Raw genomic sequence first — 25,109 nt, forward strand, 5'->3', positions numbered from 1 at the left:
TCATCGGCCATACTGGACCGGTTGCTTCACCATGGTCATCTGCTGAAATTTGAAGGGAAGAGTTACCGACTCAAAGAGGCTGCCAACCGGCTCTCTCAGCTGCGCGACAATAGGGAGGGATGAAAAAAGGAAAAAATGGAAGATATTAAGAGAATAACTTAGATCTCAATATTCTGCCGCCGGGGGATTTTGACCCGGCCACGGGTGGGGGATTTTAAAGTGGCCATCCGGGTGGGGACGGATACGGCGATCTTGAGGTTTTTGAAGACTCGGACGCCAAGCCCGAAGGATATGTAACCGATAACACGGATTGCAATGACAATGATGCTGATATCCACCCGGGTGCAACGGAAATCCGGGTGGACGGTATTGACCAGGACTGCGACGGCAGTGATCTTTCGGCGTCGTCCTCAGATGTTGAAGCCTTTGTCATACGTTTTTATCTGGAGTGTCTGGGCCGAGAAGGGGAAACAGAAGGGGGCTCTTATTGGACCAACAGCCTTGTGAACGGAGACAGGGCCAGAGACGACCTGGCAGAGGCCTTTATTTTCAGTACAGAATTTTTAGACCGCAATACATCCGACGAAGAATTCGTCGCGATTCTCTACAATGCCTTTTTCGAGCGTACCCCAGACACCTTCGGGAACAATTACTGGCTCGGACTGCTTGCAGGCGGGACAGATCGCTCCACAGTATTGAACAGTTTCACATCAGCACAGAAATTTGTCATCTTATGCAATACCTATGGCATTGCACCGACATTGAGCTGACCAGAACTGTATTTTTCAAATCAAGGCCCTAAAAACCTTTTCAGGAGGATTTTATAATGACCCAAGAAGCTGATTTTGTAACATATGCGTACACGACTTTTTTAGGACGAAATCCAGAAGCCCAAGGACTTGACTGGTGGACCGGACAACTGACATCAGGTGCAATTACCTCCAATGAACTTGTTGCAATGATGGTGGAAAGCACTGAATTCACATCGGACGGCCTGCCCATCTGCGCACTTTATTACACACTTTTCGGGCGCAGCCCGGATCTGCCCGGGTTAAATTACTGGCGGGACGCTGCCTTCCAGGGAAGCACTCTTGCATCCATCGCAGAAAAACTTATGGCCTCGGATGAATATACCACGGCATCTGCCGGCAAAACCACAGGCGAAATGCTCACACAATTCTATCAACTCGGCCTGGGCAGGGACCCGGACGATGCAGGATATGAATACTGGTTCTCTGAAGTTGAAAACGGCATGTCCCTCACCGAAGTGGTCACCAGATTCGCCGAATCCCCGGAAGCTGCGGAATATCTTGAAAAAAAATTACCTATCAGTGCCGTCTATTACGGATTAACCGGAAATCTTGTTACCGATGACCAGATGACGGCAGGCCTGGCCGTGCAGATAGAAGACCTGGCTCTGACCATAATGCTCACCGACAGCTACACCGGGCCCACCGTTTCGGATCTTGATCCCCAGGGACTGATTGCCTATATCAGTGCCGAGGACACCTCTGCCTTGATTCTTACCGGTAACCCTGTGGGCAACGTTGTATTGGACCTGAGCCAAACGCAAGTGGAGCTAACGGACAACGGGCAAGCCGTTTCCATTACCGGCCTTGAAAATATTGTCAATGTCAATGCCGGCGCCCTTTCCACCAGTGTGACGCTGACGGCATCTGCAAGCGATGTCGTATTCTCCGGCGGCAATGCGGCTGACACATTAACCGGCGGCAGCGGCAACGATCAACTGACGGGAAACAACGGAACCGATTCCCTTGCCGGGGCTGACGGCGATGACCTGCTGGACGGGGGCGGCGGAGACGACACCCTTGCCGGAGGCGACGGAAACGATCAGCTGACCGGTGGCGGCGGTTCGGACATCCTCATGGGAAACGCCGGTGAAGACATCCTGGATGGCGGCTTGGAGGCGGACAGTTTTACCGGCGGTGGCGGCAACGATATTTTTGTGATCAGCAACGCATCTCACAGCAGCGGTCTTGCCGAAACCTTTGACGGAGGTGAAGGCACCGATACCATCAGGCTTGATTTTTCAGGGACTCTGGACCTTTCCTATGCCACCATCACAGATGTTGAATCGATTACTTTTAACAGCGATGGTAACACACTCACCCTCACAGCAGACCAGTTGGCGGCACTCACCTCAATTACCGGATCAGCTGGGGCAGAGGACACTGTTATCGTGACCACCCCGGGACTGCTTCGGATCACAGACACGTTGTTTACCGACATTGATACCTTCCAGGGCGGGGACGATGGTTCAAATGATATTATCGACGATACCGCACTGGGTCTTACCCTCATCGGCGGAAACAACGCCGATTACATCGAAGGGGGAACCGGTGCCGATACGCTCCAGGGCAATGCAGGCGGGGATGTTTACGCATATCTTCAAGGAGAAGATTCACGGTATGCCGGAGAGACGGCCTTTAACGCAGATACCATTGTCGGCTTTGATTTCGGATCGGATAAAATCCGACTTGCCAATGCATTCACCGGAACAACCACCGCACTGACTGTGGACTCGGCATGGCTGAGTACCTGGAACACCTTGGATACCAATACAGAGCTGCAGACGGCATTTGCCGACAGTGATATTGACGCGGTACTGCTTACCGTCACCACCGGCTCTGCCGCAGGGCAATACCTGCTGATCGAAGACGGCACCACGGACACCGGTTTTCAGTCTGCCGAGGATATCACCATCAAGCTTTCGGGCGCCGTTAATATATATCTTTTTGATACCACGGATTTTATTATTTAAGTGAGTAGCGAAACACTCTCTTAAAGTGTTCGGAAAGTTATCATCGAATTCAGACAAAAAAAATTGAGGCAGGCCGGGTCAAAAAAAACCGCCCGGCCGCAAAAAAATTTCTTATTGTCCAGTTTTGGGCAACAAATCCACTAAGCTTTTTGCATAAGCATTGCGCGCGGTCTGAAGAATTTTGATATCATTGGTGAGGTCCGCAATTTTCCGGTCAACAATCTGCAGAGAAGTCATTTGAGCCTTTGCTTCTTCTGAGAGAGTTGCGGAATCATATTCCTTCCCGTCAATTGTAATCGATGCCATTGAGTTTCCTCCTTTTAAACAATAACTATTATCTTGTTAATATTTTTTATGAATCATTAAATTCGAAGTTTTAGAAATACAATACATTAAAGCTATTTGCAAATACTATTGACAATAGACCAGAACAATAGTCTTAGGATCTTTTGTGCACAGTAAAAAGCCTCCCCGGCTTTACGGGAAGGCTTTTTACTATCAAATTGGGCTTTATCAGAATCTTATCTTGTAAGCCCGAGATTTACTCGTTGTTACTGACAGATTAAACAAAGTCAGTCAGAGCAATTTCTGTAACAAGATCAATACCGGCAAGAATGATCTGTGTATCTGTCGTCCCGAATGCTGCATCGTCATTGTCATCAATGGCGATATAAGTATCACCATCACCAGTACCATCGCCATCAACATCCAAGTTATATGCGATGTAAATATCGTCAGAAGCATTATTACCAGCAGTAAATACAGCAGTTGCAGCAGCTACAAAAGCTGCGTAACCAGCTATCAGAGAACCATCAACAATCACACCATCCGTGGCACCATCAATATCTACGCCATTACCCGCAACGATATCAATTACATCAGTACCCGAAGTGAAGTTAGTAATAGTATCAGCTAAAGCAGCCGTAGGCGTAACAGTCGTGCCAATACCGGAGTCATCACCGGTATAGACGTAAGTTTCCACACTACCACCACCAACGAAAGTATCGGCATCGTCACTACCGGTAATATACAAACGCAATGCACCGTTAGTTATCGCTGAAGCATCAATGTCAAGAATCGCATCAGCGGCTGCAACAGTTGTACTGTCGATGGCTGTAATAGTCAGGGTTTCAAAAGTCTGTGCAATTGTGGTTGCATTGGTACCATTGGCTGCAGCAGTGTTGTTGACCAGGGTGTCTACAACTGTGTCGTCAAGTTCCAGAGTCAGGACCTGATCTACAGCTTCAGTGTTGGTAAACTCAATGTTACTCACGTTGGCCAGACCGGACAAGTCACCAATAGAAACTACAGCAGTATTCTGAATTTCCAATACATCCAAATTTGAAGCGTGGGTCATATCAGAACCACCCACACCCAGCGCTGTTAGAGCTCCTAAACCTGACTGGTCAAGGTCAGCGCCACCGTCAATGGTAGCAAGCCCATTCAATGTGGAGTCCGTGAGTATAAACCTGTCAGCAGTACTTGTGGAATTCACAGCACCTTGATCCTGGGCAACACCAAGCAGATTTACTGCTTTACCGTCAGTTGAGTCTTCCTGGCCGTCATAGCTGAAGGACTTGGTTTCAGACAGTTTTGTTGCATCAATGGTTACACCGGCGTTTGCATCCATCAGCAAACCATCGTTTCCAGCAGTTTCATCGCCACGGTTACCGTTATCATTGACAATCGCAATGCTGTTACCATCTGCAGCATTGGCAGAGATCATTGAATCGGTGAGAACCAGGTTGTAAGCATTGGTCGCATTCACACCATTATCATCCGCCTGGCCGTTGCCGATGAGACGAATGGTTTCAAAACCGCTTACATTGGTCCATTCGGACGAGCCAAGGCTGACCTGAACACCATCACCGTCGATAACCAGGGTATCATCACCGTCACCACCGGCAACCTTATCGGAAATAGTCAAACCTGCATGGGTATCATTCAGCGCGTCAAAGATAACGGTATCATCACCGGTACCCATTGTAATGGTCTGGGCGCCGGTGGTGGCAGTGCCGTTGGAAACCCTGACCACAAGGTCACCTGCATATTCTTCAGCGTCGATGACCTCCGCAGTCAACCTGGCAACGGTAGCCGTAGCGGCAGCATCCAAGACATAAAAATAGTCGCCAACATTAATGTCACCATTAGCGACGTTTGTGGCAACAGCAGTCGTATCATAACCATACATGCCGCCGGCCAGACCACCAACAGCAGTTACTGCGGTGTCTGAATCAAGGTTCAGGAACGTATCAGCAACGCCCCCCTCGATGGTAATGGTCTCAGTGTAGTTATCAAAGTCGTCCAGCTGAATCGTACCGGATTTAGCATCAGTATCGTTGATGGTTAGACTTTCATAGCTTGTGGAGGCATTTTCCTGGATCTGGAAGTTGAACCGCTGGTCGGTGTTGATGGCCGTTTGAATGGTGAGGCCCAACGTATCATTCGCAGTATCGGTCGCAAGATCAGAAATTAGAATATTCTGGGCCAGACCGGTATTCTCGGATGTGCTGTGCTCTATTGTAATGGCCAGGGCCTGATCAGCGGTCAGATCGTTGAGGGTCACTGTTGAGTTTTCAGTGTCTGCTTCTTGGAACCCACCGATCAAATCCTGACCTTCGTTTCTTACCAGAATAGTTGCCAGGCTGTCAAAAGCGTCGGCATCTACGGTTACGTTCTCTGCAACAGAATTATTATCATGACCGGTTCTAATTTCCAGGGCCTGGATATTGGTCAGGTTTGCACCAGCGTCGGGCGCAGCAATTGTCTGGGCAGCGCCGCCGGTAATAATAAGAGTATTGGTTCCGTCGCCGCCGTCAATGGTATCGGTATTATCTGCGTCAGCATCGACATTATTGCCGTTGGTCAGAACAAATGTATCATCGCCGGAACCGCCGAGAACAGACAATTCAACATCAGTACCGTCTGCGTCAGCGTTGGCATTGATTTCAAAACCAATGTGGTAGGTCAAGTCACCTGTAAATTCGCTTGCATCAACTAAGGTCAAAGATCCGGCTACGTTAATCAGACCTGCAACAAACAAATCCGCTTCATCCAATGAATCATTGATGGGATCGACAACATCATTGGTCGCACCCAGGGTAAGATCAGCATCACCGGTAATGTTCAGAGTGACCGTATCTTCCGTGGTAAGGGTGTTCAGGGAATTCGTCTGTGTGGATGAATCCAAATTCAGAGTTTCATACCCCTCAGTAACACCGTCGATCCGCAGGTCATCCAACTGAACGTTTGCCAAGGAGAGATCAACTTCATCCTCATCGCCACTCAATACGGATGCTGAATGGTCGAAGGCAACATCCGTGGTGGTATTGTCATTGGAGTTGGATACACTGGCGCTTTCAAGAACAGACTGAATATTGTCAAAGGTCACAACGCCGGCTACGATATTGTCAATACGGGTGGCATTCACCTCAAGAACCCCTGTTGTATCCTGAAGGTCCAGGGTCTGATTGGCATCTGCAGTAAAGGCAACGTTAACGGTCTGGATATTTGTCATGGAAGGCATGAGATTCAAATCATTCGCCTCGGTGTCATTGACAAAGGTCATGTTCAGGGTCGGGTTATCGCCGACACCAGTCAGCACGTCATCGTCATTCAGGGTGTTCATATAATCGGAACCATCGGGGTTCCAGTCCCTGCCTGCGTTAAAAATATTAGCGGTCTCCGTATCGGGATCAACGGTCAAAGTAACCGTACCGCCTTCAACATTGGATCCGACTTCGGCCTCAGCGGCATCATTACCGGTATCCACAGAAGCATCTGTTTCATCAACCGCATCCAAAATAGCCTGGGCATCAGCGATATCATCAGATTCATAAGTGGCACCCATACTGGTTACAGCATCAGTATAAGTATTTGCAACAGTTGTCTTGTTGCTCAGAGTTGTGAGATCATCACCGGTAGCGCCGTCTGCAATCTGCTTGGCAATGCTGGCCAAGGTAGCCTCGCCGCTTTCAAGACGTCCTGTGTAGAACTCAAGGCCTTCGTCCCCAGCATCACGGCTAAACATCTGTTGGTAGAGGTTGTTAACCAATTCCTCGTTGGTCAAGGACCCGAAACTTTCAGTGTATTCGTCGGATGTGCCAAAAGCACTCAACGCTTGGTCCAGATCATCTGTTCCGTCAAAATAATCTGCCCAGAATGATAGCCCTGCGGGATCAGCCGGACGCCCGTAATAACCGACATAAAGTTCTTGAGCCAGATTCATAGATTCAGTAGTTGCCATCTTTCCTCCTAAAAATAAATTTAAATGAAATAAAACGTTACCTACACATGACGCGCAGATATTTATATATTTTGCTCTTTGTTATTGAACACCGCCCAAACAATAAAGCAAAAAAAATGCCAATTCTACCATTAAAAAACACTATCACCGATAAACATCTTAAAACACACACAAAAATTTTCAAATATTAATTCATCACATAGTTAACATCGGCCTACCAGGGTTGTCGTTCCGGTCAAATCTGCTCACTGTTGGCTTTATTCAGCCTGCATCCCAAAGACATGGTTATTGATACCTGAATTATTGAATAATACACTCGCATATACGGGCCTGTAGCTTTGACGAAATCTTGGTCCAGTCATATTTCTTAGATAACTGCCTGGCCCTCAGTGAGATATCAGAGAGGTCTTGTAAACTATCTGACAATGTTTTGAATTCTCTCTTAAAATCTTCAATTTTGCAAGTAAATAATTCATTTTTATAATCAAAGCCCCTGGCACCAAAATCCGTCGAAAGAACGGCAAGGCCATGAGCCAGATATTCAACCAGTTTCAGATTGGTACCGGAACCTGAAATGACGGGATTTAACCCGATATCCGCCGCACTCATGAGCACATCCTTATCCCCTTTGGATACAATCCCCACGGGAATGAGATTCTTCGAGGGACGAATCAGCACATCTCCTACTTCGCCGATCACGATAAATAGGGTATCTGGAAAAAATGCAGCCAGATCCTGGATATACAACACCGCCTCTTCATTGGGTTTATGCATGCTACCGACGAATACGGAGACAGTGCGTTCGCCAAACCCCAGCCGTGCTTTAAGTTTCTTTTTTTGTCCGGGCGAAAGCACTTGAATAGCGGATGTATCCACCCCGTTTTCCACAACCAGACATTTGTCTTCATTCAGATTGTACAATGATTTCATTGCCAGCAGATCCTGCCTTGAAGCCGTATAGACCAAGCTTGCCCGGTCGCACAGATCCTGTTCTACGGATCTGACCTGTGACAGCCAATGGGGATCGTTGAACATGGCCTTTTTTAGATGAAATTCCACATTGGGTGCATCATAAAATATCGGTTTTTTGACATCTTCCACGGCATAATAAAAATAGGGATGAGCAAGGACCAAGGCGTTTGCCCGGGGAATAAGCCTATCCAGTTGAGCCTTAAAATCCGGAATTTTGTCGTACCCCCTGATGGCGGCGATATCATCACTTGAAACCCCTGTCTCAGCCCTGACCTTTTGCACATAATTATAAAAATCAGCGCCGGCTTTCATCCGAATTTCCGTAAAATTATCTGAAATTTCGGTGATCCCCCCGCGTTGAAAATCAAGACTCAGCATAATAACCCGACAATAGGTCCCAAGCTCCTTGTACAGGTGATACAATCTCAATCTGCCACCACTCAAGGGCGGATATACACTAAATGTTGATAACACAAGCAGACAGGGGAATTCCGGCCAGGCACCTGTCCTGATGGTTTTAAGGCGTTTGGCGATTGTCCCTGTATTTTGGTCCGGGGCCTGGCTATCCAGCAACTGGGCAGACAAATTTTTCCAGTCTATGCCAGCCACCGTCTGCTTTGCTTTTTTTCCCATTTCAATGGTCTTTTCCCGGTCATCCACCAGCTGCTGCATGGCCCGGGCCAGGGATTCAACCTCGGGTTCGACAATCATCCCGTTGACATCATGTGTGACCAACTCCATGGGGCCGCCTGCATCGGACGTGGTCAGTACGGCTTTTTCCGACTTCATGGCCTCTATGGTGATCAGGCCGTAATCTTCGTCATAGGGAATAAAAGGCACAAAAAGGGCATTGGCGTAGTATTCCACAAGCTCAATATCGGTAACAAAGCCTAAGAATTGTATTCTGGGATCCTTTTTGGCCAAATGTTTAAACTCTTTTTCCTGCCCGCCGGTTCCCGCAATCAAAAACCGCGTATCGGTTTTGACTTTTTTAAAGGCCTTGATCAGCAGATCAACCCGCTTGAGGGTTTCAAGTCTTGAGGCGGTAAAAATAAAATCATAGGATGCTGAATGCAAGTTCTCAAGATCCGTTGGATGGTGGATGATACCCACCGGCACCCCGGCCGGAAAATAATCCTTTCTTAACGCAACATTCTCCGAGATGGCATTATAGGATTTTATCCCAAAGGGATTTGTCTTTGAAACCGGAAGCATGGCAATCGCATCCAAAAAATGAATCACCCGGCGAATTAAAGGTCCGGGATACTCGAAGGTGCGGGACGGCAACCCAACCCTGATTTTTTTTAGATAATCAAGTTCTTCAAACAAATCTTCAAGAAGGCTTCTGTCAGGGTTTTCAGTGAGAATTCTGCCCAGTTCGGCCAAACGGCTGTCCTTTTCAACAACCGATTTCCAGTCCTTTGATTTTCCGGACATGTGATACAGATCGTAAAGACCCCGACATGTGTGCTGGAGGTAAACCATGTGATTATGGTGCCGTACCATCCACGCCGGGTATTTGGTGGTGATGACCATATCAAAATGGCTCAGATCCAATTTTGAAAACTGGTGGTAGCCTTTAATCAGACTCCAGAATTCCTGGTCCCTGCATGGGATTTTTATCAGTTCAACATCATGAGTTGACAAACGGTTCAGGTTATTGAGCATACCCATGAACAGCTTTTCGGCCCCACCGATCAAAAACCCGATTGGAGAGGGAGCCGCCACTGCAATCTTCATATACGTTACTCCTATTGAATTCGGCAGACGATCAGAATTGACTCTTTAATGAAGTTAAAGCCTTGAATCAGGCCTTGTATCCATTATTATTTTATCTATCGGCTTGGTTTATTTTTTTCCCATCCATGCAAAATCTCTGGAAACCTGGACATAATGATCAAGGGTATCAAATCGGTATTTACCGGTCTCCAAAAGCTTGCGATCCTGAATAAAATACGCCGCGGACTGGGAAAAACCGGCAATTTTTCCTTGGAATTCTATTGTATCGGGAAAAATCGGGGCAATGTGCGTCGGATCCCTGTAAAAATCACCACACCCCACAAGAAGGTTTCGTGGGTTAGGTGTCTCCAGAATACAGACACCGTCTTTTCTAAGTACTCTTAAGATCTGTCTTAAAAATGCCATCCTTAAATCGGGAGGAATGTGTTCTATGACATGAAAGGCAGTGACAAGATCAAAAGATTCAGGTTTTGATGCCTTTAGGTATTCAAAAATGTCTGATTTTACCACAGACAGATTCTTTTCTTGAACACGCCCAAAAAATGTATCATTGAGATCTACCCCCTGGATTGCCACTTCATATTCTTTTAACAATTCCAGCCACTCTCCCCGCCCGCACCCTAGATCCACGCCCTTCACCGGCATGGACCCGCATTGTTCCTGAAGATCCAAGATAACGGGGGTGTAAACCTTTAAATGCCGTCTTACATCTTCCACGGAACCACGGAAATGGGCCTCGAAATCGGCGTATTCATGGTCTGAAAGACCACCAAAGCCAGTGGTGGTATAGTTTAGGGGTACCGGCGAAGGCGGCAGGGATTTTGACGGCTTTAAAAGCCTTAACCCAAGTGTCAACAGATCGGACCACTTCATTCTGTCGCTGTTTCTTTTGCCCTCATCTGAAAATCTGAGTATGAGCAGTATTTTTTCTTTGGTCAGCTCCCCAGATGCCAGCTTGGATAGATAGTTTTCTCTTCCCGGCGGATCCGGCTCCCGGCCTAGCACATATTCAAAGGCCCGGTATATAAATGTCTCACCGGAACTGTTCAACACATCTTTCAGCGTTATGGCCCTGTATAGTACCTGTTCACGCCGAACCGCATCAAGCAGGCTTTTCCTGGTCAACATATGTTTTCTCCGAAAAATATGAATTCATCCCTTCATTTAAATAAAGCTGCGGGGTCATTCTCAGCAATCCTGAAAAAACGGGATCAGCCCCGGCAACGACTTCAAAGGCTACACATTTATCCATCCAGTGAACACATTCGTCAACATGGGTTGATCCGGTGTGAACGGCAGCGGTGATGGAATATTTGCCCGGCCCCAGATTCAGTTCGGTAAAATCGTATACCAGGCAGACATGCTGACCGGCACGGATACTTATCTCTTTTTTCAGGTGATAAGAATTGGTACCGAAAATATCCTGTCCGAACCGATCCCTGATCAGTACGCCCACGGTGATATCATCCATATCCTGATAACCGTTGATACGGATCGCCACCTTTGCCGGGCGACCGCTGATAAAAATCCGGGCCGGCTGATCATCTTCCCCGCAAATGGATACTTTATCGATCACCGCTTTCTGATTCCCATATCCGGACGTTACGCATTCATCCTTGTAAGCAATCTCATCTTCTTTTGATTTATGGGCAATCAGATAGTTGTAACTGTTGATAATGGCCTCCGGAGAGCCGGACTCCACGACCCGGCCCTGATTCAGGAGCATGGCACGGTCGCACAAAATTTTTACCGCGTTCATATCATGGGACACAAAAACAATGGCACCGCCGGCCGCTTTGAACTGCAGGATTTTTTTCATGCACTTTTGCTGGAAGTACGCATCTCCCACGGATAAGGCTTCATCCACCACAAACGCCTTTGGATCAGCATGAATGGCCACAGAAAATGCCAGGCGCATCACCATACCTGAAGAGTAGGTTTTTATGGGCTCATGGATAAACTCACCAAGTTCCGTAAACTCGATAATCCGAGGGAGTCTGTCATTGATCTGTGACCGGGACAGCCCAAGATAGGTGGCGTTATGTATGATATTCTCCATGCCTGAAAATTCGGGATTGAACCCTGTACCCAGCTCTAAAAGCCCGGTCACCCTTCCGTCAATATGCACACGGCCTGAATCGGGAATCAGAACGCCGGTAAGCAGTTTAAGCAGGGTTGATTTTCCGGCGCCGTTCTCACCAATAATGCCGATGGTCTCTCCCTCTCTTACAGAAAAAGTAACGGCGTTTACGGCATGAAAATCGGTATGAAAGGATCTCCTTAAAACAATCTCTTTTAATCGATCTGAAGGCGTTCGATACAGTTTAAATGTTTTTGAAACGGCATCCACTGAAATCATAAGAGAACCTTTTTAAAAACCTTGGCTGTCTTTTGGGCTGTCCTGGACCAGGTAAAGTTTGCTGCATGCTGTTCGCCTTTGGCTATCAGGTTATGGCGAACCAACGAATCATTGACAATTAAATCGATCGCCCGGGCAAGATCATCGGCGTCAAAAGGATCAATAAGAATAGCGGCATCACCGGCAGCTTCGGGCATGGAGGCCGCATTTGAACACACGACCGGGCAACGGCAGGCCATGGCCTCAAGAATTGGAAGGCCAAACCCCTCGTAAATACTGGGGTAGATCAATGCCGTGGCCCCCGAATACACCGCCTTTAAATCACTGTCGGACAAGTGCCCTGTAAAAAAGAACCTGTTGTTGATCTCTTTGTTATTCACCTTTTCCAGCCAGGGTTTTTCTCCCCATCCCTGCCACCCCACAAGCACCAGGGGAATATCTGTTTTGGCGATTCCCAACGCGTCCACAAGCAAATCAATATTTTTGCGCGGTTCAAGGGCACTTACAAAAAGCAAATAATCATTGGGCAATCCCAACCTCCGGCAAGCATCCCGGACATGGTCGGACGAAGCAGGGGAAAAGACAGGATCCGGGGCTAATGGTACTGCAGACACTTTGCCGGGCGCTATCTTGAACTCCTCAATAATCTCCTGCCGCACAAATCGGCAACTGGCTATAATATGATCCGCTTGGGGCAGGCGTTTTGAAATAAAATGCTCAAACAGCATCACCCGTTCAGCCGGCTGGGTCTCTTTGAATCGCCTTAAGACAAGGTCATACATGGAAAACACGCAGGGCCCTTTTGTAAATCTTGCCGGGGTAAATCCGGTTTCATGGTGCAACGCAATGCCGTTTCCAGGCTTGCACGCTATCCGATTCAATCCATATTCATATTTATACCACTCTAATGCCCTGAGTCCGAATAAAACCGATGGGGGCAATTTTCTGAGCTGATCCGTCCTGTGCTGCCATTTTTCAGTATCCGCTAAGGCAGGCATGCACTTAGATATCTTGTTTCTGAGCAGATAAACAACCTCAATATCATCTATCTTTTCCATTTCCATGTACAAATTGCGTAAATGGCGTGCAATTCCGGTTAGGAGTCCAGCCATGGGTACTGCATTAACAGAGACCTTCATATCAAGCCTGTCCGATTAGTTCTTAAAAAAAAATGGGGATAAAGAAAAAAAATCCTGCAAGCGCAACACAATCTAATAAAAGAAGTAGATACAATTTATATTTACTAATTATTTTTTTACATATCAGCACACTGATCCCTATAAACAACAGAGTCCAGCTTATAATAAAAAAAAAGGCCATCACAAAAAATCCCTGATATCTTTTTCCAGGTGCCGAAGCATGAAAAACGAAACAAATAAAATAAGGTGTGTGACAATGGTCAACAACACCAGAGACTTGCAAGGCGGAAGATCTCCGTATACAAAAATCCTGTGATAAGACTCAACCAGCACATAGGCCGGATTGAATGTCATGATGCGATATACAAGTTTGGGCAGTATGTCCGGCACATATACGATAGGCGTAAACCAAAACCATAGCTGAAGCACAACCCCCACAATCTGGGCCACATCCCGAATAAACACGTTTAGCACCGCGGCACCGAGACCGATTCCTAACGCCAGCAACTGCTGAAGGTAATACAAAAAGGGCAGCAACAGCAGCGTGCGGTTGAAGTGATGGCCCTGTATCCCAAGAATGGCAAAAAAAACAACCATGGAAATCCAGAAGGTGATGGACTCAGACAGGTTGATGTGGATCAACAATGCCGTCATGGACGTATTCACTTTGGTGATAATGTGCTTTTTCTCCAGAAACACTGTGACGGATCGCATAATCGTTGTTGAAAAAGCCGTCCATGGGATCAGGCCTGCTGCCAGATAGATGCCGTAGGCATTCATATCCGATGTCCCAGGCAGCCTGCCGCCCATTAATTTACCGAAAATCACAATATACACAAACAAGTTGACCAACGGCCAGATAACCGTCCACAAAGAACCAAGAACGGACCCTGCAAACCGGGTTGCAAAATCCTGCCTGGTGATCTCAACAATATAAGAAAAATTAAATCCTGCCATACACTTGTCTATTTCATATCCAGCTTGAATGAAAACTACACTTAAGTTGTTGAATTACTCGCATGCTTCGTCTCGGGTTGAAACCTGGGTGGGTTGTTGTTGAAAGACCGGGTCTGCCCATGGCTGTTAATTCGAAAGATTTGTTTATCAGAGATTAAGGCGCAACACAAGTTTTTCATTGAAAGGTGAAATAAGATTATTCCTGGGAAATGGGAAGGGCAAAACTTAAAAACACATCTTTGTACAGATATTTATACAAATCAAACGACTGTGTATCCGCATCGGCATTTTGCACCGTACAGGAAAACCGGTAGCGTTTTTTAGAGGGAAGAGAGAGTAAAAAACGGCCAGCATAGTCGGTGGTTATTGTCTGTGTCTGCACATAATTTTCTGCTTCAGCATCCTTTACCCATACAGAAATATTTCGACTACAGACTTCTTCGCCGGGAGAATAATATCCATTCTTATCCTGGTCCACATACAGGACACCATAAACTCTGTTAACATCGTCTTGTGCGGCAGTAAGGCTTGGGATACCGGTATTCAGATTAAACCGTATTGACACGGAGTCATCCAGGCTTTCAGAAGTCATTGTTGCAATGCCTATGTCTTGGGCATCATCATTTAAAATACCCGGAATCGTCTCCAGGTGGGGCAGCGTATCTTCCAAAATCGTACCAAAAATCCGGTTTATTTTTTTCTCTGAAGAATTGCTGCCCTGCAACTGTACTATGCCGCCGATTTCAGGCAACAACGTACCGTCATAACTGGGTATCTCATCATCCTCAGAGACGGCTCCCGTTTCTTCCCCCGTCTGGACAGCAATACTGGAAATTTCTGAAAGCGTGGGGTCTAAAAATAACGGCGGCCTTTTTTTAAGAAGCACACGCCCCAAGACCGGATCGATTTCCCCCGAAAAATTATTACTCAGGATGTTGGCTGATACCACCCCCCAAGCATCCGCCCTCAATTGGTTAACAAGGGTCAACAGAACAGCGTCATTCACTGATGATTCAGCATCAAAGCAAAGGGAAAAAAACCAGGTATTCGGGTATCCATGGGTTGTCCCGGCCAAAACTGAGACGCCGACTTGCGTGTACTCACTTGAAAGTATATATTGAAAATTTCCTGATTCAATTTCTTTCTTAAAAAGATTGTCTACAAAAATCTTTCCAGCCGTATCCATGGAAATAAAATTCGAAAATTCAAAAATACCGCCGACCTCAGTGACTGTAGAAAATGCCGGTATTTGATCTTCCTGATCAGACTCATCACTCATCGCCGCCTCGTTCATTTGAAATGCCATCACATTTAAAGACTCGTCCATGTTATAAATTTCAAATGATGCGCTTTCCGTCAGTCCACACCCACTGAGTTGATCCTGGGATAGCCCCAATGTCAGTCCATATGCGTAAGGGGCCTGTCGGATGGTATTAATATTGTCAAGAAGACTGCTCTCCTCGGCATGGGCCACGCCATGTAAAAAATAAAAACACGACCCGGCTAAAAGAAAGAAAATCCATAGTATTTTATTTGTACGTTTCATAATACATTATTCTATATGCACAAAGCACACCACTACAACAGATTTTTATTCGCGTTTTATAGTACAACAGGTTAAACCCCTGCAACATTTCACGATTTTAAAAAAAATACCGGCAAAACGACAATCAGACAAGGCAGGTTTTTAAATAAAAATTGGTCAAATATAACCCGAATTGGCTACCGGGACAAAAGGTCGTTATAAATCCGGCAATATTTATCACCCTGAATTTTAGCGGTAAAATGGGCTGCATAATGGGAAAACCCATTCGATGAAAATTTTTTAAACAGCGCGTCTTCATCCATGATGCGGTTTATCGCATGTGCCAATTCATCCGGACATCCCGGCTTGACCTCCAGGCCGGTATGGTTGTGTTGGTTGACAACACTTGTCCCGGTGCCGAGTTTCGTGGAGACCAGGGGCCTTGAAAAATAAAGACCTTCAAGTAACACCTGGCCGAAAGCTTCAGCGGCAGTTGTAGAGGGCAGAACCATGAGTCGGGAATTTTCAATAAGATATTTTAAATTGTGATCCGGCTGAAACCCGATCAAATGGACATGACTTAATTTTTTCTTGCGTATTAAACCCTGTATTTTAGCATGTAGGGGGCCTTTGCCTACAATAACAATATGATGGGGAATTTTTTCAGCCGCATCCAAAAGAACTTCTAATCCTTTGTACCACCTCAATACTCCGGCAAACAAAGCATAGGAGCGGCAATGATCAACCAGGCCATGAATATCAGAATCCGGCCCGCCGAGTCCACCAAACCTTTTTTCATTTAAAAAAAGAGGCACTTCGCTGATTTTATCTTTAAACTCGGATAGATAAGCAGTTGAACCGGCAACTTGCCGGCTCGTAACACAGATCGTATCTACCCGTTTTAAATATTGTCTGATAATTGGAAGGTAAAGGGGTTTTAAAAATTTGTTCTTAAAAATATCACAGTGAAAGGTTGTCACAATCGGCCGGTCTATCCGGCAGCCCAGCGCAAGCATCTCGGCAGTAGGCCAGGGGAAGTGAAAATGGAGAAGATCGGCATCTCGACAGATCTTCCTAAACGCCTGGGCAAATGAAAATGAAAAGGGGGATGCCAACACATCGATATCACATTTAAAAAACCGTGCGACGATTCCATCAGAGCTCCGGTAACAGCAATTTCTTTTGCCCACAGCCATCACCTCCACGTCAAACCCCCTACCAACGGCATAGCTTCCAATCTGCCTGATGGCTTCTTCCAGTCCACCACTGGTTTCCGGAAAATAAGTTTTGAATATATGAGTGATTTTAGGCATGGTGTTCCAGTTGGGATATGGACGCCTGCTACTCTCTCAGTGCCGTATCAATATTTCTAAGCAAGGGTCCCAGAATATATGAAACAACCGTACGTTTATCTGTGGTGATATAACAGGTGACCGGCATACCCGGAGACAGGTATGCACCCTTACTTGCCAGATCCCCGGGGTCAACGGCCACGTAAGCCTCATAATAGGATATATCCCTTGCGCCGTGATTCTCAGTGATAAGGTCCGGGGATATGTGGGTCACCGTCGCGTTCACCGGGGGCGTACTTTTGCGTTGAAATGCAGCCAGTTGCACCTTAGTCGCCTGGCCTTTTTTCACACTGATGATATCCTGGGGCCTGACCTGTGCTTTGATCACCATTTGCAAATCCACCGGCACAATATCTAAAAGGGGCATCCCCGGCTGGATTACCCCACTTCCCTCTGAGTGAACCTGCATATTAATTACAGTGCCGCTGATGGGCGCTCTAATTTCTAAACGATCTCTGGCATCCAGGTAGGGCTTGATTTGGTCTTTAAGTTCAAAAATAGAATCCGTAACTTCACCCAGTTGTGAGACGGCACTCTCCTTATATTGGTTGTTAATATCCACCACTCGGAGTTTATTTTCCTGGATCATCTGATTAAACTGGGCGATATCTTGGATGAGCTTTCCCTTTCGACCCTTATAATCGGCAAGGCTTCTCTCAAGTTCAAGAATGCTGGCCTTTCCCATATATTTTTCTTTGAGCAGAGGGCGCTTGGCAGCCAGATCCTCTTCTAAATTAGTGATGATTGTCTCAACACTGTTTAACTCTTCTTTGGCACCGGCTATGCGATTTGCCAATTGTTTTGCCTGGGATTGGTACAACTGGGTTTTCCCCTTGATATCTCTGCGCCTGGAGTCAAAAATATCCTGCTCAGTGGCCATAATTTCCACAACTTCTTTATCGGCTTTTAATACCTCAAATTCAGCCGGCCACTCGATTTTTGATTTCATGGCCGCCTCTGCCCGCAAGCGCGCCGATTCTGCCTGTCTTGCCCACAACTTACCGCTGATCATGTCAACATTGGAGCTTATTCTGGATCCTTTCAGAGAAATCAAAATATCTCCCTGGGAGACATGATCGCCTTCCTTAATGAAGATTCTTTCTATAATTCCGCCCTCAAGGTGCTGAACGGTTTTTCTTTCTCCGGACACCTTAACAAGCCCCGGCGCGATCACGGCCCCTTGAAAAGGGAGGTATATTGCCCACACAGTGAGGCCGCCAAAAAATACAACGATTACCGCTAAACCAGCCAGAATATATTTCAAGGGGTTCGTATTTAAAATTTTGTCTTCTGCCATCATATTCTTGCTCCTGTTGACGGGTTGGATAACGGTACAACTCCGTTTGCGGCCTGCTGCTGTTTGGCAAGCTGGGCAAACACCGCTTTGGACGGTCCGTACATAGCGACCTTCCCCTCTTTTAAAATTAACACCTTATCCATTTTAGCTAAAAAACCGACCTGACGGGTCACCATCACATGGGTTATCTTAGATTGTTTTAAATGATTTAATGTCGCTGCGACCTGCTTGATCCCGATGTCGTCCATATGGGTGAACGGCTCATCAAGTATAACGAGCCTGGGGTCATTGTACAGGGTTCTTGCCAATGAAATAATCTGCCGCTGCCCGGGCGAAAGATTTGCCCCATCGGCAACGATGTGCGTATCATATCCTTTGGGCATTTTGAGAATCGCTTCATGGACCCCGGCCGATTTTGCCGCCTTGACAACCTTTTCCGAATCAGCGTCTTTTGCGAACCTCGCGATATTTTCAACAACCGTACCGGGAAGCAGTTCCGGCTCCTGGGGCATATACCCCAAATATTGTGCCAACTGCCTGTCAGGCCAATCTGAAATTTTTGCTTTGTCCAGCCTGACCTCCCCGGCAGCAATGGGCCAGACGCCAACCAGCGCTCGACACAAGGATGTTTTTCCTACGGGAGAAGGCCCAAAAATGCCTAAGGACTCCCCCGGCTCTAGTGAAAATGTAACATTGTAGAGCATCGGCCGCCCCTGGATCACAAGGTTCAGTTGATTCACATCCAGACGACCTTCAGGTTCGGGTAAAGAAAGTTTTTCCCGTTGAGCGCTGATTTCAACCCTGTGCTTTATCCTTTGCCATGCCGCATTTGCTTGGACAGCCGGCTGAAGATTTGTCAATGAATTATCCAGACTCTGAAATATTTTGACGGCAACCATGGCTCCGGCAAATATACCACCCACAGTAATCTCATTATCAAAGAAAACAAAAGCACCCGCACAAAAGACCGCCGTCGGACCGATCATATGAATCATACGAATGGCGGCACCAGCCAGGGATTGAAAAAAGTCAGCCCCTGCCGCCATTTTCAGCCCCTGACGTTCTCTTTCCCTGTATTTGCGTTCTGCAGCCGGCCCCATTCGCATGGACTGAATCAGATACGCATGGGAAAAAATCTTGTCTGCAAACTTTTGGTTGGACTGCTGGATAACATCGGCAATGGTATAATTTCTTTTTTCAAGAATATAGACTAAAATTTGAAATACAGCGACCAGAAAAACTACGCCGATGCCTATCATCCCCGGCAAGGGGTGGATCAAATACAGCACGGCAAGGTAAATTAATATCCATGGGAAATCCAGAACACTTGATATCCGCCCTTGAACAATAGCCCGGCGGATAAGATTAAGGTCGCTAAGACCGCCAGAATCAGCATCGCCCCCCGGCACCGCGGCATCTTTGTGCATCTGATTGAAAACAAGGCTATTTAAGTGCTGAACCACATCATTGCCGGCCTGATCCATCAATCTATGTTTTAAATAATCAAACATGGCCGTTACGACCAGACATATCAACACTCCGGCAGATAATGTATACAATGTCGAGCGACTAAAACTATACAGAGCACGGTCATAGACGATCATTATATAAAAAGGCACGGAAAGATACACCACGTTGAGGCAGATATTGAATATGCCTGCAAATAAAAAGTATTTCAACCAAGATTTCATTGTATACTGCATTCAATTCCCCCGTTGCATGGTTGCATGATATTCAAGTACCTCCTGCCGGGTCCCAAATATGATCTGATTTCCGTTCTTGAGCATCATAATTTTATCTACGGCATTCAGCAGACTGGGTTTATGGGTAATCATTATCGTCGTGGTTCCCATCAGCTTTAAATGTTGAAGGGCCAGCACCAGCGCATCTTCGCCAGCTTGATCCAAATTTGAATTGGGTTCGTCAAGAATGACCAATCCCGGATTGCCGTAAAGGGCCCGGGCCAGACCGACCCGCTGGCGCTGGCCACCTGAAAGCATAAGACCTGCCTCCCCAATATCAGTATCATATCCTTGTGGAAAGCCCAAAATCGTTTCATGGGCAAAGGCGGACCTAGCCGCTTCCACTACTTTTGCATCATCCACATGTCCCATTCTTGCTATATTCTCTTTCACCGTCCCGGCAAACAACTCAACGGATTGGGGCAGATATCCAAGCTTTGCACCCAGCGCGTCGTTATCCAGATTATAAACATTTCTACCATCCAACTCCACACGGCCCTCCGTAGGGGCCCACATTCCCAAAATAAGCCGGCATAAACAACTCTTTCCGGCACCGTTATGTCCCATCAACCCCATAATTTCACCGGATGCCAATTGAAAATTAATTCCGTTGAGGACCCGTTTGTCTTTGATATCAAGACTTAAATCAACGATATTCAAACGGCCGTTTACCTCATCAATCTGCTCAAGTTCCCGGTGTGCTCCAATGCTGAACAAGCGATTCAGGTTATCATAAGCTCTTTTTGCTCCGGATGTCTGTCGCCAGGCGCTGATTCCCTGATTCACCGGGGCCAGCGCTCTGCCCATAATAATAGAAGCAGCAATAATGACGCCGGGAGCCGTTTCATTCTGAATAACTAAAATTGCCCCGGCACCGTATATGAATACTTGCATGAGTGTACCAAAACTTGACGTAACGGCTGAAAAGAAATGATTAAATCTGGACGCTTTTTCCATATGGGCCAGCCCGGTATTGCTGATTGCGGCAAAATGCCGGCCCGCATTCCCGGTCATTCCCATTACGTCAATCTCCTTTGCCGACCTAAAACTTTTCAGTAGCCATTGTTCGGCCTGGTTATTCCATTTATCAAAGCTGGTCATATAGTTTCGGGTCAAAAAAGTTTGCAAAATCCCTACAATGAAAAGAATAAGCGCACCAATACCGGCCACAGCGCCTAATTTAGGGTGAATCATGTAAATGATCCATAAATAAATAAAAATCCAGGGAACATCAAAAAAAGCAAAGATTGAACTACCACCCAAATAATTTCGAAGGGTATTAATATCCTTAAGCCCCTGGGTATATCCAATGCCGTCAACCCGGGCCAGGTCAGTTAACATCTCCTTTAAAACACGGCGACTGAGCAGTTTATCCAATAAAACGCCGGACCTGACCAGTAATCGGGATCTGGCAAGGTCCAGCCCCCCGAGCACCATCAGTGCAACCAGGGCTAAAGCCGTTGTTGCATATAGGGTAGGCATACTATAACTGGTTAGCACCTTATCGTATACCGACAGCATATATAGGGGAAACGTCAAATATAATGTATTTATAAATAGGGAAAAAAAGCCGGCGAATAAAAAATGCCGCAAGCAAGCCCTGAGATAAGCAATCACTTCTCTCCCCCTGCCAACTTGCTGAGTACGTCATCCCTTGCGCCAAAAAGGACTGCCTGCCCTTTATTGAGAACCAAAATCTTATCCATGACATGCAACAGCTCAGGCTTATGCGTGACCATGATGCAGGTCGTATCACGACCGGACTTTATTAACTCGAGATTTTTAGCCAACAGCGCTTCACTTTGCTCGTCCATATTAGAGGAGGGCTCATCAAGAACAACAAAAGAGGGGCTACCATACAATGCCCTGGCCAAACCGATACGCTGACGCTGCCCCCCCGAAAGCCGGATACCGTCCTTCCCCTCAAGCTTTGTGCCCAGACCTCTGGGAAACGCACTCACCAGATCGGCAATACCACTGAGTTCAACAGCTTTATCAAGCGCGTCGGAGTCAATTTCTCCCAAACGGGAAATATTTTCAGCCATACTTCCGGGAAACAATTCTATTTCTTGGGGAAGATACCCGATATGCCGGCCGAGGTCGGATTTAGACCAGGAAAACATATCTTTCCCGTCGAGGGTTATCCTACCGGCAACGGTGGGCCAAATACCAAGCAGAAGTCTACACAGGGTAGTCTTTCCAGCACCATTCGGCCCGACAATACCGAGGAATTCCCCGGGTGCCAAATCAAAAGAAATATTATTAAGCAAAACACGACCGCCGGTGCTGAATAAAACGCTTTCCGCTCTAATATGCCCGGCAGGTTTGGGCAAGGACATCGATTCGTTTATCGCTTCCGCCTCAATATGAGCAGCCATTCGGCTTATCCTCTCATAGGACAGTTTTGCAGATGAAATCAGTCTCCAAGAAGACATCACCTGCATCAAAGGTCCCACCCCCCTACCCATGATGATGGAAGCGGCCACCATCAGTCCCACATTGAATCCCTCATGCATGGCATAGTACGCACCGAAACAATAAATCAGCACCTGAATCACATTCTGGGCCGGTTTTATTATTGCCTGAATCATACCGGCATAATAACTCGACAACGTCTGATTGTCCATGACCCTGCTGTTTCCCAAAATAAATCGATCACTGATGGCCGTAATCATTCCCATGCCGTTAATTACCTCTGTATTTCTCAAAAATGAATCCACAAACCTGTAATTTTCTGCATTGAGACGATTTGCTTCTTTTATACGCCTGCCGACAAGGTTTTCCTGGAGAATGCTCAGTCCAACCATGCCGCCGACACCGCAAAGCGCAATAAGACCCAGGACCGGGTGAAACAAAAAAATCAACCCCAGATAAAATGGAGCCCAAACGGCATCAAACAGCGCGTAAATCCCAGGGGATGAAAAAAAATTGCGTAATGTATCGAGGTCACCAGCACCTCCACGATAGGCAATTTGACTGTTAACGGCACACCCTTTAACCATGGTTGCATATACGTCCTGTCTAAGGGAAAGCGTCAATTTTCTTCCCGCAACCGAAAGAAGTCTGGATCGCAGATAGCTGAAAATCGCCAGGACCATGATCGCAAAAACAGCAACAGCAGTAATATTTTCAAGGGAAACCATGCTGAAAGAAACAAGTATATTGCGGTATATGGTAAACATGTAAAACGGAAATGTGAGTTGAAGAATATTTACGAAACAACTAAGCATTGCTGCAAATGTAAAATATTTTTTCCACTCTTTTAAAAACAGAGTCATAGTGACGATTTTTCCAAAAACGAACGGACTTCACGATCCGTCCAAAGGGCAGGCGACGTCTCCGGCTTAGATTTTTGAATATGTGATACTGTTTGGGTCCCTAACCCATCAAAAAAAACATATATACCAAATAACACCAAAGGTCCCAACAATAGATATAACAACAAAACATCAATAGCGATTAATGGTCCAGGCCCCATATTTTTCCTCTAACGGCCATGGGCCGACCTGACATAGCATCTGCCTGCTCAGCCCACAACGAATTTTAACGATCTGTGCAGAGCACACAGACTCTCATATAAAAAAACTAAATAAAAGACCACAGAAAGCCCTTACTAAAAATCTGAAGAACCGGTCATCAATTTCAAATCGGACTGTGCTAAGCGATAATCCAGAATAGCCCGGGCATTATTTCGCTGGGCCTGAATAAGTTGGACATGAGCATCAAGCAGATTCGGAATGGTCGAAAGCCCGGCAGTAAGCCGTTTTTCTTCGCCGGCATAATACTCATTGGCCGCACCAAGTGCTTCTACGGAAACTTTCACCCGTTGCTTGGCCTCTGTCATGGCATACAATGCACATCGAATTTCCTTGGAAATGGAATTTTTTGTATCTAATATCAAGGATTTGATTCGGTTGGACATAATTTCATGCTCCTGAGACTCGTAAAAGGCTCTACCACCATCAAACAGAGACCAGGAGGCGCTTACGCCGGCAGACCAATAACGATTACGCCTATCATATACGTCATTTTCAAAATCTCTATCCTGATCGTAGTAACCAACATCAAGCCTTACCACAGGCAGATATTGGCCTTTCGCAATTGCCGCATCTTTTTGGGCAATTTGCAGTTGGCATTCCAGGCTTTTGATATCCGGCCTGTTTTCAAAGGCTATTTGCCGGTTAACCTCAAACGCCGGCGGATCTGACAGGTCAGGATCAACAGCCCCGATAAAGCTGATATCAGGGCTTTCTTCCTTATTCATTAAGGTAAATAAAGAAGCTCGCTCACGGTTAACATCATTTCCGGCAACCCCAAGTCGCTCTATTGCACCGGCAACCTCAACCTTAGCCTGGAGCACATCTACATAAGGAATTTGTTCCCGGCGAAACAAGGCCTCTGCTGCTTTCAGACTCTCTTTAAGTCTTAACACAGATTCCCTGGCCACCACCACGTCCTGCTTGGCCTTTAACAAACGATAAAAAGTTGTTTCAATATCGTATCGGACTTCCATGCGCCTTAGCTCAAGTTCAGCCGTCAGCAGGCTTTTTCTAATCTTAGCCCGCTGATAAGAATTAAAATTTCTAAAACCTGAATAAAGGACCTGGCTGAGCCTAACACTAAAATTAAGGCCGTCCTGATTCAATGCATCGTCATCCGTCAGCCCTTTTGCACTACGGCTGTGTACTCTATTCATTCCATACTCCGTGGTGGCCGAAGGCAAAAAAACACCCCGAGCAGACTTCCGATTCGCTTCAGCAGCTTGAATTTCCAGACGTGATGCTTCAAGAGTGGGATTGTCTTCCAGCGCGACAGCCACGCATTGCGCCAGAGTCATTGATTGCGCGGCAACAGCTGAAAAACCAGGCCAGATTAAACTCATCAACAGTAGTGCAGGTAGTACAGATGTTCTCCAGTATTTCAAAACAGCTCCTTTATTCTTTGCAGCCTTTGTATATAGACTATGATTTTTTCAAAGGCAAGCCTAAATTATCTATC

At 46.5% G+C, this 25,109-nt stretch carries 18 protein-coding genes and 1 pseudogene; 4 read left to right on the forward strand and 15 right to left on the reverse strand.

The annotated features are described in order from the left end of the window. Positions 1-12: 12 nt before the first annotated feature. A complete protein-coding gene (locus B147_RS32975; RefSeq protein ID WP_281167901.1) occupies positions 13-123 on the forward strand; it encodes a hypothetical protein in 111 nt (36 codons plus the stop codon). A 35-nt stretch (positions 124-158) separates the two neighbouring features. Here B147_RS32975 and B147_RS0117925 read toward each other — a convergent pair whose 3' ends face one another. Beyond that, positions 159-338 (reverse strand): hypothetical protein, encoded by a 180-nt coding sequence (locus B147_RS0117925; protein ID WP_020588583.1) that lies wholly within the window; start codon positions 336-338, stop codon positions 159-161. A gap of 21 nt (positions 339-359) precedes the next feature. On the opposite strand from B147_RS0117925, the gene B147_RS0117930 reads away from it, so the two are divergent. The 3 genes and pseudogenes from B147_RS0117930 to B147_RS0117935 all read left to right on the forward strand — a co-directional run bounded on the left by B147_RS0117930 (position 360) and on the right by B147_RS0117935 (position 2,782). Beyond that, a complete protein-coding gene (locus tag B147_RS0117930) occupies positions 360-770 on the forward strand; it encodes a DUF4214 domain-containing protein (RefSeq protein ID WP_020588584.1) in 411 nt (136 codons plus the stop codon). A gap of 50 nt (positions 771-820) precedes the next feature. Further along, positions 821-1,294 (forward strand): annotated as a pseudogene (locus tag B147_RS33645) (DUF4214 domain-containing protein); the annotation flags it as partial. A 132-nt stretch (positions 1,295-1,426) separates the two neighbouring features. Next, positions 1,427-2,782: a calcium-binding protein gene (locus B147_RS0117935; RefSeq protein ID WP_483782822.1), complete on the forward strand. Its 1,356-nt coding sequence runs from the start codon at positions 1,427-1,429 to the stop codon at positions 2,780-2,782. Between the two features lie 111 nt (positions 2,783-2,893). Here the strand turns inward: B147_RS0117935 and B147_RS0117940 are convergent, their stop codons facing one another. The 14 genes from B147_RS0117940 to B147_RS0118015 all read right to left on the reverse strand — a co-directional run bounded on the left by B147_RS0117940 (position 2,894) and on the right by B147_RS0118015 (position 25,035). After that, on the reverse strand, positions 2,894-3,088 hold the full coding sequence (locus tag B147_RS0117940) for a DUF6447 family protein (RefSeq protein ID WP_020588586.1): 195 nt from the start codon (positions 3,086-3,088) through the stop codon (positions 2,894-2,896). Between the two features lie 256 nt (positions 3,089-3,344). Then, on the reverse strand, positions 3,345-7,028 hold the full coding sequence (locus tag B147_RS0117945; RefSeq protein ID WP_083927932.1) for a beta strand repeat-containing protein: 3,684 nt from the start codon (positions 7,026-7,028) through the stop codon (positions 3,345-3,347). Positions 7,029-7,328: 300 nt separating this feature from the next. Beyond that, on the reverse strand, positions 7,329-9,740 hold the full coding sequence (locus B147_RS0117950) for a glycosyltransferase family 4 protein (protein WP_020588588.1): 2,412 nt from the start codon (positions 9,738-9,740) through the stop codon (positions 7,329-7,331). A gap of 108 nt (positions 9,741-9,848) precedes the next feature. Next, the gene (locus tag B147_RS30515) at positions 9,849-10,868 is read right to left on the reverse strand and encodes a methyltransferase domain-containing protein (protein WP_020588589.1); all 1,020 of its coding nucleotides are present in this window, start codon (positions 10,866-10,868) and stop codon (positions 9,849-9,851) included. Further along, entirely contained in the window at positions 10,843-12,099 is a 1,257-nt protein-coding gene (locus B147_RS0117960; RefSeq protein ID WP_020588590.1) for an ABC transporter ATP-binding protein, read from the reverse strand. The genes B147_RS30515 and B147_RS0117960 overlap by 26 nt, the downstream gene beginning before the upstream one ends. After that, positions 12,096-13,238: a glycosyltransferase family 4 protein gene (locus tag B147_RS0117965; protein WP_033397593.1), complete on the reverse strand. Its 1,143-nt coding sequence runs from the start codon at positions 13,236-13,238 to the stop codon at positions 12,096-12,098. The genes B147_RS0117960 and B147_RS0117965 overlap by 4 nt, the downstream gene beginning before the upstream one ends. 180 nt (positions 13,239-13,418) lie before the next feature. Then, complete coding sequence (locus B147_RS0117975) at positions 13,419-14,195, reverse strand: ABC transporter permease (protein ID WP_020588593.1); 777 nt, start codon at positions 14,193-14,195, stop codon at positions 13,419-13,421. A gap of 196 nt (positions 14,196-14,391) precedes the next feature. Next, positions 14,392-15,741, reverse strand: coding sequence for a hypothetical protein (locus B147_RS0117980; protein WP_020588594.1), 1,350 nt, complete (start codon positions 15,739-15,741; stop codon positions 14,392-14,394). A gap of 176 nt (positions 15,742-15,917) precedes the next feature. Beyond that, positions 15,918-17,033, reverse strand: coding sequence for a glycosyltransferase (locus tag B147_RS0117985; RefSeq protein WP_020588595.1), 1,116 nt, complete (start codon positions 17,031-17,033; stop codon positions 15,918-15,920). Positions 17,034-17,061: 28 nt separating this feature from the next. Next, positions 17,062-18,372: an HlyD family type I secretion periplasmic adaptor subunit gene (locus B147_RS0117990; protein ID WP_020588596.1), complete on the reverse strand. Its 1,311-nt coding sequence runs from the start codon at positions 18,370-18,372 to the stop codon at positions 17,062-17,064. Next, positions 18,369-20,072 (reverse strand): type I secretion system permease/ATPase, encoded by a 1,704-nt coding sequence (locus B147_RS0117995; RefSeq protein ID WP_020588597.1) that lies wholly within the window; start codon positions 20,070-20,072, stop codon positions 18,369-18,371. The genes B147_RS0117990 and B147_RS0117995 overlap by 4 nt, the downstream gene beginning before the upstream one ends. Beyond that, positions 20,073-21,728, reverse strand: a complete 1,656-nt coding sequence (locus B147_RS0118000) for a type I secretion system permease/ATPase (RefSeq protein WP_020588598.1) — start codon at positions 21,726-21,728, stop codon at positions 20,073-20,075. It abuts the gene before it with no gap. Further along, positions 21,725-23,389, reverse strand: a complete 1,665-nt coding sequence (locus B147_RS0118005; RefSeq protein ID WP_020588599.1) for a type I secretion system permease/ATPase — start codon at positions 23,387-23,389, stop codon at positions 21,725-21,727. The genes B147_RS0118000 and B147_RS0118005 overlap by 4 nt, the downstream gene beginning before the upstream one ends. Positions 23,390-23,724: 335 nt before the next feature. Beyond that, on the reverse strand, positions 23,725-25,035 hold the full coding sequence (locus tag B147_RS0118015; RefSeq protein ID WP_033397595.1) for a TolC family protein: 1,311 nt from the start codon (positions 25,033-25,035) through the stop codon (positions 23,725-23,727). Positions 25,036-25,109: the final 74 nt, after the last annotated feature.

The sequence above is a fragment of the Desulfobacter curvatus DSM 3379 genome, assembly GCF_000373985.1.
GTDB lineage: Bacteria > Desulfobacterota > Desulfobacteria > Desulfobacterales > Desulfobacteraceae > Desulfobacter > Desulfobacter curvatus.